The sequence below is a fragment of the Actinomycetospora sp. genome, assembly GCF_036497245.1.
GTDB lineage: Bacteria > Actinomycetota > Actinomycetes > Mycobacteriales > Pseudonocardiaceae > Actinomycetospora.
The window spans coordinates 1-11,217 of sequence record NZ_DASXJS010000055.1 but is presented as its reverse complement, the minus strand read 5'-3'; the positions used below and the strand labels follow the sequence as shown (position 1 = coordinate 11,217).

Below are 11,217 nucleotides of genomic sequence, written 5' to 3'. Positions count from 1 at the left end.
GGCCTCGAAGTGCGTGTCGAGCGCGCGCAGCGCAGCCGCCCGCTCGTCGTGGCCGACCCGGAGATCCGGAGGCTCGGCCGGTAACCGATCCGCGTCCTCACCCATCACCCCATGGTGCGCCTCGCGCGGCGAAACCGTGGTGAGCAACGGGCTCAGCCCGGCACGATCCCGGCCGCGCCGTAGACCCCGACCGGCGGCGCGGACCCGGGAACGGGCCAGTCGACGACGTCGACCAGCCCCGGCGGGACCAGGTCGAGCCCCGTGAAGAAGGCGGCGAGCTCCGGACGGGTGCGCAGCGTGAGCTCGGTGGCGCTCCCGCGCATCGCCTCGCCGACGCCGCGCAGCGCGGCTGCGAGCGCCGGGTCGTCCTGGTCGTCGCTGTTGTGGCTCATCGCGATGACGCTGCCCGGTGCGAGCGCGTCCCGGTAGCGCCCGACGAGCCCGGCGGCGTCGTCGGCCACGAAGTGCAGGACCGCCACCATGAGCACCCCGACCGGCCGCGCGAGATCGAGCAGGCCCGCCACCCCGGGGTCGGCGAACACCGACTCCGGATCGCGGACGTCGGCGCGGGTCACCGTCACCGGGCCCAGGTCGGCCGTGATCTCCCGGGCGTGGGCGACCGCCACCGGCTCGAAGTCGACGTAGGCGATCCGCGCGCCCGGGTCGATGCCGTGGGCGATCTCGTGGACGTTCCCGACGGTCGGGACACCCGAGCCGAGGTCGAGGAACTGGTCGACGCCCCGGGCCAGGCACCAGCGCACCACCGACCCGAGGAACGCGCGGTTGGCCTGCGCCGAGCGGGCGATGTCGGGATAGGCGGCCATGGTGCGGGCCGCCTGTTCCCGGTCGACCTCGAAGTTGTGCGACCCGCCGAGGATGTAGTCGTAGACCCGGGCGGCGTTCGCCCGCTCGAAATCGATCCCGGCCTCCAGGAAGTCGTCCCCCACCGGACCACGCTAGCGAGGACCCCCGCGGTGTCCTCCGCCCCCGTGGAGTGACGCCGACCTCGACGCGCTGACCGAGCGGGCCGATCAGCGCGGCGGACCCAGGACGACGTTGCCGTACCGGTCAGCCGCGGCCGGGTCCGGTCGGACCTCGAACCCCTCGGGCCGAGGTGTCGACATGTCCCGTCCGGTCGCGCGGAACATGCCCTCGATGCCGCCCGGGGTGTTGATCATCAGGAGGTCCGCGCGCTCCGAGGTGATGCGGTAGCCGTGGCCGACGTCGCGGGGCAGGAAGACCACACCGCCCTCGGCGAGCTCGTACTCGTGCTCGTCGTACCAGACCAGCGCGGTCCCGGAGATCAACATGAAGATCTCGTCTTCGTGGAGGTGCTTGTGGAACGGCGGCGCCTCGCCGCGCGCCACGGTGAAGCGCCCCATCATGAGCTGTCCGTCGGTGGCCGCCGAGTCGAGCAGCATCGTCAGGGTGCCGCCGTCGAGCCACTCCAGTTGCTGGTGATCGCCCGGCTGCGCGAGATACAGGGCGCTCACGGCAGCAGCACGATCTTGCCGTGGGTGTGGCGCGTCTCGAGCTCCGCGAACGCGTCCGCGACCTCCACCAGGGGGTATGCCGCCGCGACCGGGACCTCGAGCTCGCCCCGGGCCGCCCGCTCGGCGAGCTCGGTCAGCACCGTCGTGTCGGTTCCGACGGCGCTGCCGTCGGTGTGCGCCCCGACCCGGGCGGCCGAGGCGAAGGCGATGATCGTGTCGATCCGGTCCGGGTCCACGCCGAGCTCGATCGCCAGGTCCACGTACGGGTCGCCGTAGGTGTCCACGAAGGCGTGGATGCGGGCCCCGTCGCCCCGGGCGGCGGCGCGCAGCCGGTCGGCCACCCCGTCGCCGTAGGTCACCGGGTGCGCGCCGTGATCGCGCAGCCAGGCGTGGTTCGGTTCCGAGGCGAGCGCGAGCACGTCGGCCCCGGCCGCCCCGACGAGCTGCACCACGAGCGATCCGACCCCGCCCGCGGCGCCGGACACCACGGCGACCTCCCCGGGCTCCACGGCCACGGCCTGCGTCGCCGCCCAGGCGGTGGCGCCGACGACGTAGAGCGCTCCGGCGACCTCCCACGACAGCTCGGGTGGCTTCGTCACGAGCTGCCCGACGGGCACGACGGCGTGCGAGGCGTGGCTCGACCGCGTCCACGACCAGCCGAGGACCTCGTCGCCGACCGTCCACCCGGTCACGTCCGGCCCGAGCCGGACGACGACCCCCGCGAGGTCGCTGCCCTGCCCGGAGGGGAACGTCGACGGGGCGAACGCGTCGAGCGCTCCCTCGCGGATCGCGGACTCGCCGGGGTTGATCCCCGCGGCCCGGACCTCGACCAGTACCTCGCCCGCAGCGGGCTCCGGCATCGGGACGTCGTGGACGGCGAGGACCTCGCGGCCGCCGTAGTGGTCGAACCGGACTGCGCGGGCCGTCGTCGGGAGGGTGCTCATGGCCGCGACGTTAGGTGTCACGCGTCCGGGTTGACAGCGGCGCGATGTGGCGCAGGGCCAGCGTCCGCGGTCCAGTTCGCCAACAGGGTGAAGGACTGCTCGGATCGTGATCTCCTCATGACGCCGGGACCCGCCGGATGCGGGCGAGGAGGGCCGGAAGGTCCACGAGCTCGCCGATCGCCCGGCCGGTCGCGGCGGCCTGGTCGGCGTGGGTGACCCGGCCTCGATAGGTCGACTCGACGAGGCTCGCGACGCTCCATTCCGGCCCGGCGAAGGCATCGGTGACGGCGTCGTCGCCGATCTGCGGGCCGAATCCCGGACCGCGGGTGGACAGCGCGAGAACGACCACCTGCCCGCCGGGGACGACGACGCCGGTGAGGGCCCGGGCGTAGCGGGCACGGTCGTCGGCCCCGAAGACGTGGAACAGCGCGCTGTCGAGCACCGTGGCGTAGCCGTCGAGCCCGGCCGGGTCCATGGCGTCGGCCACCGTGAACTCCGCCGCCACCCCGGCGGCCCGGGCCCGCTCGCGTGCCCGCTCGACGGCGGCCGGAGCGGAGTCCGCGCCGAGAACGCGGTACCCGAGCCTGCTGAGCAGGATCGTGTGCTCGCCCGTGCCGCAGCCGAGGTCGAGGACCGGGCCGGTGATCCCACCGGCGTGCTCGAGGTCCACGACGGCGGGTTGCGGTTCCCCGATCACCCACGGCGGCTCGCCACTGCGGTAGAAGTCCTCGAACGTGTTCGACGGGGTGCTCACGACGTCCTCCCGGGGTCGGCTGGGTTCTCGTCCCCACCCTGCGGCGTCAACCGCGGTCGAGGTCAAGGACGCGCGACGGCCACCGCGACGGCGAATCCGACGGCGGTCAGGGCCCAGGCCACCGCATCGAGCACGTGGTTGCCGAGGACGACGGCGGCGACGAAGTGCAGCGGTTGGGACACCACGATGGCGACCGCGGCCCACCGCGGCACCGCGCGCCAGAGCGCGAGGCCGAGCAGCACCGTGCCCAGCACGTGCCCGACGACGAAGACCACCGCCTCCAGCCCACCCGGCCCGGCGACGGTCAGCGCGTCGAGCAGCCGGACGGACGCGTCCTGCGCGAGGCCGGCGTCCTGCGCCGCGAGCGGCACGGGGTCGAGCGCTGCGGTCCAGGGCAGCGTGGCGAACCCCAGCCAGGCGACGACCGCCGCGACGGAGCCGAGCACCCGCGAGGCGCGGACGGCCCGCACGGCGACGAGCAGGACGGCCAACGGCAGCGTCACCAGCGCGAGGTAGTCAAGCCACAGCACCGCCGTCTGGAGCTCGGGGTGGGACAGGGTCTTCGCGACGACGGCGGCCGGGTCGTCGGTGGTGTCGGACGGCAGCAGCAGGCGGACGGCCGCCACGGCGAGGGGGCCGACGGCGGCGACGGCGACGGCGAGGTTCCGCGTGATCGGCGGGACCGGGCCCGGGAGCAGGGACGGACCGGCCGGCACGGTCTCGGACGCGGTGCCGGCCGCGGTGTTCGGGTTGGTCATGGCGGTGACGGTCCCGCCGGCGCCGTCCCGGTCGGCAGGGTCACGGGTTCCCGATCACCCGGGTGCGGACCCGGGCGGCACCGGGCGTCCGACCCGGGACTTCGGGCCTGTGACCTGCGACGCTACGAGTGTGGAGAGCACCGAGGGGGGCGGGTACGGCCGCACCCGGCTGACGGCGGCCGTCGCCGTCGCGCTGTTCGCCCTGGTGCTCGTCGAGGTCGCCGTCGCCGGGGTGGGAGCCGTGCTCGCGGGGATGACGCTCGCCGACGCGGTGGCCGGGTACCTCGTGACGAACGCCGCGATCGGGCTCGCCGGCGCACTCAGCGGCCTCCTGCTCGCGTGGCACCGCCCGCGCAACCCGATCGGCTGGCTGCTCGCGGTCGGCGGCGTGCTGCAGACGCTCACCGCGGCCGCCTCCCCGCTGCTCACCGCGGCCGTCGCGCGGGGGTGGTCGGAGGGCGCCACACGGGGCGTCGCCACGGTGTACGCGTTCGCCTGGCCGTGCGCGATCGGCTTCTGCCTCCCCGCGGCGCTGCTCCTGTTCCCGACGGGTCGCCTACCCGGTCCGCGGTGGCGCGGGCTCGCAGGCCTGGTGCTCGTCGTCGCCCCGCTGTTCGTGCTGGAGAACGGCACCGACCCGGGAGGCGCCGGCCCGGGCGGCAGCGTGCATGGCCTGCTCGTCCTCGACCCGACCACCTGGACGGTGATCGCCGCGATCGCCGAGTGGGGCTTCGTGCTGGTCCTCGTCGGCGTCCTGGCCTCATTGGTCGCCCGGTACCGCCGTGGCGACGACCGCACGCGGCGCCAGCTGCTGTGGCTGGTGCTCGCGACCCTCGTCGTCGCCGTCGACATGGTGCTGTGGGGGCCGACCGCGATCGGCCTTCCGGTGCTGAACCTGCTGGTGATCGCGCTGATCCCGGTGGCGATCACGGTCGCGGTGCTGCGACACCAGCTGCTCGACATCCGGCTCGTGGTCTCCCGGGCCGTGCTCTACGTCCTGCTCAGCGCGGTGGTCCTGGGCGTCTGGCTCGGTCTCGTGACGCTGCTCGAGCTGGTGCTGCGCCGGCAGGCCGGCTTCGGGGTGTCGGCGGTCGCGACGCTCGTCGTCGTCCTGGGGGCCGCGCCGGCGCGCGTGTGGTTGCAACGCCTGGTCGACCGCGCCTTCTACGGCGACCGCGGCGACCCCGTGCGCGCGATGTCGCGGTTGGGTGAGCAGCTGGCGGTGGGGGAGGAGCGCGACGTGCTCGCCGCGATCGGCGAGGCGCTGCGCCTGCCGTCGGTGGCGGTGCACGCGCGGGGCCGCGAGCGTGTCGCCTGGAGTCGGGCGCCGGGGGAGGGCGGCCGGAGTGTGGCGCGCCTGCCGCTGCGATACGGCGGTGAGGAGGTCGCCGAGCTGGTCGTGGGTGTGCGCCGCGGCCAGGGCGCGCTGGACCGCTCCGACCGGGCCGCGCTGGAACTGCTCGCCGCGCCGCTCGCGGCCGCGGTGCACGCCCGTGCGCTGGCCGACGACGTGGCCACCTCCCGGACCGCGATCGTCGCGGCGCGGGAGGAGGAACGACGCCGGCTGCGCCGCGACCTGCACGACGGCCTCGGCCCCGCCCTGACCGGCATCGGCTTCCGCGCCGACGCCGCCCGCAACCTCGTCCCCGTCGAGCCGGAGCGGGCGGGTGAGGTGCTGGCGACGCTGCGCGGGGAGGTGTCCGAGGCGATCGAGGACGTCCGGCGGCTGGTCCGCGCGCTGCGGCCGCCCTCGCTCGACGAGCTGGGGTTGGTCGGTGCGCTGCGCCGCCACCTCGAGTCCGCCGTGGACGGGTCGGTCGGCGGTGCCCCGGCGATCGTCCTCGACCTGCCCGACACGCTGCCGCCGCTGCCGGCCGCCGTGGAGACCGCCGCCTACCGCATCGCCACCGAGGGTGTCGTCAACGCCGTCCGGCACGCACGCTCGACGAGCGTCACGGTCGCGCTGGCACTCCACGGCCGGGAGCTCGAGGTCACGGTGTCCGACGACGGCGCCGGCGGCGAGGCCTGGTCGCCCGGGGTCGGGCTGACCGCCATGCGGGAGCGGGCCGACGAGGTCGGCGGGCGCCTCGAGGCCGGGCCCCGATCCGACGGCGGCGGGCGGGTCCGGACCTGGCTGCCGCTGCCGGCCGAGTCCGCCACCCCGCGCACGACCCCCGCGGCCGGTCCACCGGTGACGGTCGCGGAGCCCGCCCGATGAGCGCGCCGGTCCGGGTCGTCCTCGCCGACGACCATCCCGTCGTGCGCGACGGCCTCGCGGCCCTGCTGGCCTCCGTGCCGGGCGTCGAGGTGCTGGGGACGGCGGGCACCGGTCGGGAGGCGGTGCGCGCGGTGGTGACGCTGCGGCCCGACGTCCTCGTGCTCGACATCCAGATGCCCGAGCTGGACGGGGTCGGTGTCGCGCGCGAGCTGCAGCGCGCCGCCCCGGACGTGGCCGTGCTGGTCCTGACGATGTTCGACGACGACGACTCGGTCTTCGCCGCGCTGCGGGCGGGCGCGGCGGGCTACGTGCTCAAGGGCGCCGCGCAGGAGGAGATCGTGCGGGCCATCGGCGCCGTCGCCGCCGGGGAGGCCATCTTCGGCCCGGGCATCGCCCGTCGGGTGCTCGCCCAGCTCGGCGGGCGACCGGCGGCGCGTGAGCCGTTCCCCGAGCTCACGGCACGGGAGCGCGAGGTCCTCGAGCTGCTCGCCGCCGGACTGACCACGGCCGCGATCGGGGCCCGGCTGGGACTCGCGCCCAAGACGGTGACCAACCACGCGTCGGCCGTGTTCGCCAAGCTCCACGTCGAGGGGCGCGCCGAGGCGGTGGAGCGGGCCCGTCGCGCCGGTCTCGGCTGATCGCTGGCCGTGCGGCTCATTCCGCCGCAGCGGCGCGGCTGCGGTGGGCGCGCACCCGGTGGCGCACTCCGCAGATCGCGGCCGAGCACCAGCGTCGCCGGCCGGTGACGTCGTCGAAGAGCATCCCGCAGTCGTGGTCGTCGCAGGCCCGGAGGCGGGCGGCCGTCGGGCCGGCGAGGTGCTCCGCGGCCTGGCGGGCGATCCGGGTGAGCGCCGCGGCGGCCGTCGGGGGCGCGGCGACGGCGAGGTCCGGGGTCAGTTGCAGCGGGGCGTCCTGCGCGAGGACGGCGTTGAGGCCCTCGACCTGACCCGGATCCGGCGTGCGGCCGGCCGCGGCGGCGAGCCCGAGCGGGCGGAGCACCTCGCGCAGCTCGCGCGCCCGGACGACGTCGTCGGGACCGGGCGCGGTGACCGGGGAGAGGCCCTCCTGGTCGAGCCACTGGTGCAGGAGCTCGAGCTGTTACGCCGTCGTGCCGGCGTCCCCGCCGCGGGCGAGGTCGGGCCGTCTCGTCGGCCTCGCCCTCGCGACGGCCTTCGTGCTCGTGTGGACGAGCGGCTACCTCGTCGGCGACATCGGGACGAGTGCCAGCCCGCCGCTGACGCTGTTGTTCTGGCGCTTCCTGCTCGCCACGGCGGTGATCGGCACGATCGCGCTGGTCACCCGGGCCCCCTGGCCGCCCCGGCTGCGGGACTGGGTGCGACCCGCCGCCGCGGGGGTGCTCCTGCAGAACGTGCAGTTCGCCGGCATCTACCTGGGCCTCTCGCTCGGGGTGTCCGCGGGTCTCGCCTCGTTGATCGTGAGTGCGAGCCCGCTGGTGATCGCGGTGGCCGCAGTCGGGCTGGACGGTGAGCGGCTCCGGCCGGCGGGCTGGGTGGGCCTCGGGCTCGGCCTGGCCGGCGTCGGCATCGCGGTGAGCACGGAGCTGTCCGGCGGCGCCCGGGTGGCCGGGATCGCGCTGTGCGTCCTCGGCCTGGCGGGCTTCTCGGCCGGGACGCTGCTGCAGAAGCACGCCCCAGCCTCGGCCGACCTGCGGACCGGGACGACGATCCAGATCGGGGCCGCGACGATCGTGTCGGTGCCGCTCGCGGCGCTGTCCGGAGGGTTCGCGCTGCCGCTGGCGGCGCCGGCGATCGGGTCCGTCGTCTGGCTGGCCGTGGTGAACTCGGTCGGCGGCCTGCTGCTGCTCTTCGTCCTGCTCCGTCGGCGCAGCGGCGCGGGCGCGACGAGCTACCTCTTCCTCGTCCCCCCGGTCACCGCGCTGCTCGCCGTGCCGGTGCTGGGGCAGCCGCTGCACCTCGCGGCGCTGGCGGGCGTCGCGCTGGCCGCGGTCGCCGTCGGACTGGTGAGCCGCTCCGAGCGCCGCGCCGCGTCGGAGTCGGTCGGAACGGCCGGCCCGAACCGACCGAAGGGCACCCCCTCGACCACCGGGGGTGCCCTTCAGCGCGGCTCACTGATCAGACGGTCGCGGCCTCCGGGGCCGGGGTGACCTCGAGCTGGTGCACGACGCGCTCGGTGGTCACCTCGTGCGCGGCCAGGTCGGCGACGCCGAGGACGACCGCGGCGACGGCCCCGGCCACGATCAGCCAGCCCAGCGTTGCCCCCGTGAACACCAGGGTCGCGACGAGCGACCAGATGCCGACCGCGGCGAGCAGTCCGTGGGTGAGGTACCCGGTCGGGTGGTGGTCGACGACCACGCCGAGACCGCCGAGCGCGATCAGGCCGATGAAGACCCCGAACGCGATCCACGTCGATAGGGGCGCGACGAACGCGAACGCGGCGGTCGACAGGAAGGCTCCCGCGACCACGGCGGTGGTGTCGATCGCGAAACGGCTGGTGAGTGCCATGACAGGCGCTCCTCTCATCGATGGTGAGGAGCGAGTCGGGCGAGGCGCGGCTCGGAGGCCCGGGTCGTGCTCTGCGGCTCGCCGACGGTGTCGGGGGCACTGCCTCCGACACCGTCACTCCTATCGAACACCCGCAGGTCAGAGGGTGTGCCGTTCCGTGGGTCACACACATCGGCGGGCGGGGCGCTGCTCGGTGGGGACCGACGCGCCGCGCACACAGTCGGGCGGGCGGGGTACTGCTCGGTGGGGACCGACGCGTGGCGCACACAGTCGAGCCCGGCCGAGTCGAAGTGTGTGCGCCGCGTGCAGGTCCGGGCAGGGCCCCGCCGGGAGGCGTCAGCCGGCGGCGCGGCCCGGGCCTTCCAGCTCGGCGCGAATGGCGTCGAGGGTGAGGCCGCGGGTGCGCAGCAGGTCACCGGCCGCCCCGGTCTGCGGGTGCAGGAACCCGAGGAGCAGGTGCTCGGTGCCGACGTATCCGTCGCCGCGGCGGACCGCCTCACGCAGGGCGAGCTCGAGGGTCTTCTTGGCGTCACGGGTGAACCGGAGGTGGCCCCAGGCGCGGCGTCGGGCGCGACGACCGGCCGCGCGGGTGCTCTCCAGTGCGCCGGGACCGAAGGTCTCCTCGACGTGGCGCCGGATCTCGTCGAGGTCGATGCCGAGGCCCGCGAGTGCCTCGGCGTCGGGCAGGCGGGAGGCCGCGCTCGCCGCCGCGGCCCGGACCTCGTCGGCGGTGATCCCGTGCGCGGCGAGCAGCGTCGCGCCCGGTCCCCGGGTCTCGCACACCCCGATCAGCATGTGCTCGGACCCGACCTCCTCGGCACCGAGCATGCGGGCGTGCTCCTGGGCGAGCACCACCACGGCGCGGGCGGGCTGGGTGAATCGTTCGAACACGGGTGTCCCCCTCAGATCAGTCCACGGTGACCGCGGTGCTTCTTGTGCACCGCCTGTCGGCTGACGCCGAGGGCGTCGGCGATCTGTTGCCACGACCAGCCCAGCCGGCGGGCACGACCCACCTGCAGTTCCTCGAGGGACTCGGTGAGCGTCCGCAGGGACGCCACCGCCGCCAGTCCGACCGCCGGGTCCGTCGAGGACGCCGACGTCGCCATCGCCACCGCATCAGCCACGAGTGTCAACCTAGGATGACAAGGTTCGCGATGTCAACCTGGCTTGACAGAAGAGGAAGCGCCAGTCAGCTGACCGACCAGTCCAGGGTCGTGGTGTCGAGGGAGTCGAGCAGGTCGAACTGCGGGCCCGTTCTCGGCAGCTCGAAGCGGAAGAAGTACCGGGCAGCGGCGCGCTTGCCGTCGGCGAACGCGCCGCCGCCGTCGGTGCCGTTGCGCGCATCGACGGCGAGCAGCTGCTCGAGCCAGATCCACGCCGCGACGACGTGCCCGACCGCCTCGAGGTAGACGCTCGCGTTGGCGAGGGTGACGTCCGGGTCGCCCGCGGCGTGCAGCGTCGTCGTGGTCTTCTCGATCCGGACCAGCGCGGACTCCAGCGCGGCGGCGTACTCCTGGTGCGCCTCGGCCCGGGCGATCGTGCCCCGCACCGTCGTGAGGAGCAGTTCCAGACCGGTGCCGCCGCGCATCACCGCCTTGCGCCCGAGCAGGTCGATGGCCTGGATGCCGTGGGTGCCCTCGTGGATCGGGTTGAGCCGGTTGTCGCGGTAGAACTGCTCGACCGGGAAGTCGCGGGTGTAGCCCGACCCGCCGAGCACCTGGATCGCCAGGTCGTTCGCCGTCAGGCACCACTGCGAGGGCCAGCTCTTCGCGATCGGGGTGAGCACGTCGAGCAGCAACGCCGCGCGCCCCCGGTCCTCCTCGGACGCCGCGGTGTCCTTCTCGTCGACGAGGCGCGAGCAGTAGAGACCGAGCGCCATCCCCGCCTCGGCGTAGGACTTCTGCGCGAGCAGCATCCGCTTGACGTCCGGGTGCTCGGCGATCGGGATCATCGGGCTCGTGAGGTCCCGCCCGCCGATCGGACGGCCCTGGGTGCGGGTGCGCGCGTAGTCGAGGGAGTGCAGGTAGCCGGTCACGCCGAGCGCGGCGGCGCCCATCCCGACCCCGACCCGCGCCTCGTTCATCATGTGGAACATCGCCGCGAGACCGCCGTGCTCCGCGCCGACCAGCCACCCGAGGGCGCCGCCGGATCTTTCCCCGTCGCTCCGCTCGCCCCGGCCCTCGCCGAAGTTCAGCAGCGTGTTGACGGTGCCCCGGTAGCCCATCTTGTGGTTCAGCCCGGCCAGCGCGACGTCGTTGCGGGTGCCGTCCTCGAGGTAGCGGGGCACCGCGATCAGGCTGATGCCCTTCACCCCGGCCGGTCCGCCGGGGATCTTCGCGAGCACCAGGTGGACGATGTTCGAGGTCAGCTCGTGCTCGCCGCCGGAGATCCACATCTTGGTGCCGACGACGCGGTAGGTCCCGTCCGGTTGCGGCTCGGCCCGCGTCGTGATGTCGGCGAGCGACGATCCGGCCTCCGGCTCGGAGAGGCACATCGTCCCGGACGCGCGCCCGTCGAGCATCGGTGGCACCCACGCCGCGACCTGCTCCGGGGTGCCGTGCACGAGC

At 74.9% G+C, this 11,217-nt stretch carries 13 protein-coding genes; 3 read left to right on the top strand and 10 right to left on the bottom strand.

What is annotated here, in order from left to right:
- Positions 1-152: 152 nt before the first annotated feature.
- From VGI02_RS06195 to VGI02_RS06175, 5 genes are all read right to left on the bottom strand, one after another.
- Positions 153-947, bottom strand: a complete 795-nt coding sequence (locus VGI02_RS06195) for an SAM-dependent methyltransferase (protein ID WP_331626404.1) — start codon at positions 945-947, stop codon at positions 153-155.
- A gap of 84 nt (positions 948-1,031) precedes the next feature.
- Entirely contained in the window at positions 1,032-1,493 is a 462-nt protein-coding gene (locus VGI02_RS06190; protein WP_331626403.1) for a cupin domain-containing protein, read from the bottom strand.
- Positions 1,490-2,437 (bottom strand): NADP-dependent oxidoreductase, encoded by a 948-nt coding sequence (locus tag VGI02_RS06185; RefSeq protein ID WP_331626402.1) that lies wholly within the window; start codon positions 2,435-2,437, stop codon positions 1,490-1,492. The genes VGI02_RS06190 and VGI02_RS06185 overlap by 4 nt, the downstream gene beginning before the upstream one ends.
- A gap of 115 nt (positions 2,438-2,552) precedes the next feature.
- Positions 2,553-3,191 carry a class I SAM-dependent methyltransferase gene (locus VGI02_RS06180; protein ID WP_331626401.1) on the bottom strand — a complete coding sequence of 213 codons (639 nt, stop codon included), beginning with the start codon at positions 3,189-3,191 and terminating at the stop codon, positions 2,553-2,555.
- 62 nt (positions 3,192-3,253) lie between these two features.
- Complete coding sequence (locus tag VGI02_RS06175; protein WP_331626400.1) at positions 3,254-3,949, bottom strand: hypothetical protein; 696 nt, start codon at positions 3,947-3,949, stop codon at positions 3,254-3,256.
- Positions 3,950-4,079: 130 nt separating this feature from the next.
- Here VGI02_RS06175 and VGI02_RS06170 point away from each other — a divergent pair, with 130 nt between their 5' ends.
- Together VGI02_RS06170 and VGI02_RS06165 are read left to right on the top strand one after the other, a co-directional pair.
- On the top strand, positions 4,080-6,167 hold the full coding sequence (locus tag VGI02_RS06170) for a sensor histidine kinase (protein WP_331626399.1): 2,088 nt from the start codon (positions 4,080-4,082) through the stop codon (positions 6,165-6,167).
- Positions 6,164-6,805, top strand: coding sequence for a response regulator transcription factor (locus VGI02_RS06165; protein WP_331626398.1), 642 nt, complete (start codon positions 6,164-6,166; stop codon positions 6,803-6,805). Before VGI02_RS06170 ends, VGI02_RS06165 begins: the two co-directional genes overlap by 4 nt.
- Before the next feature lie 16 nt (positions 6,806-6,821).
- On the opposite strand, the gene VGI02_RS06160 is transcribed toward VGI02_RS06165, so the two are convergent.
- Positions 6,822-7,253 (bottom strand): CGNR zinc finger domain-containing protein, encoded by a 432-nt coding sequence (locus VGI02_RS06160; RefSeq protein ID WP_331626405.1) that lies wholly within the window; start codon positions 7,251-7,253, stop codon positions 6,822-6,824.
- Positions 7,254-7,275: 22 nt separating this feature from the next.
- Between VGI02_RS06160 and VGI02_RS06155 the strand changes: the two genes are divergently transcribed.
- Positions 7,276-8,292, top strand: a complete 1,017-nt coding sequence (locus VGI02_RS06155) for a DMT family transporter (RefSeq protein ID WP_331626397.1) — start codon at positions 7,276-7,278, stop codon at positions 8,290-8,292.
- On the opposite strand, the gene VGI02_RS06150 is transcribed toward VGI02_RS06155, so the two are convergent.
- From VGI02_RS06150 to VGI02_RS06135, 4 genes are all read right to left on the bottom strand, one after another.
- On the bottom strand, positions 8,261-8,650 hold the full coding sequence (locus tag VGI02_RS06150) for a hypothetical protein (RefSeq protein ID WP_331626396.1): 390 nt from the start codon (positions 8,648-8,650) through the stop codon (positions 8,261-8,263). The two genes, VGI02_RS06155 and VGI02_RS06150, sit on opposite strands and share 32 nt — an antisense overlap.
- A gap of 336 nt (positions 8,651-8,986) precedes the next feature.
- Positions 8,987-9,541, bottom strand: a complete 555-nt coding sequence (locus tag VGI02_RS06145; protein ID WP_331626395.1) for a Clp protease N-terminal domain-containing protein — start codon at positions 9,539-9,541, stop codon at positions 8,987-8,989.
- Between the two features lie 11 nt (positions 9,542-9,552).
- Positions 9,553-9,756: a helix-turn-helix domain-containing protein gene (locus VGI02_RS06140; RefSeq protein WP_414638202.1), complete on the bottom strand. Its 204-nt coding sequence runs from the start codon at positions 9,754-9,756 to the stop codon at positions 9,553-9,555.
- An 83-nt stretch (positions 9,757-9,839) separates the two neighbouring features.
- On the bottom strand, positions 9,840-11,217 hold a 1,378-nt coding region (locus VGI02_RS06135; RefSeq protein WP_331626393.1), incomplete at its 5' end, for an acyl-CoA dehydrogenase family protein.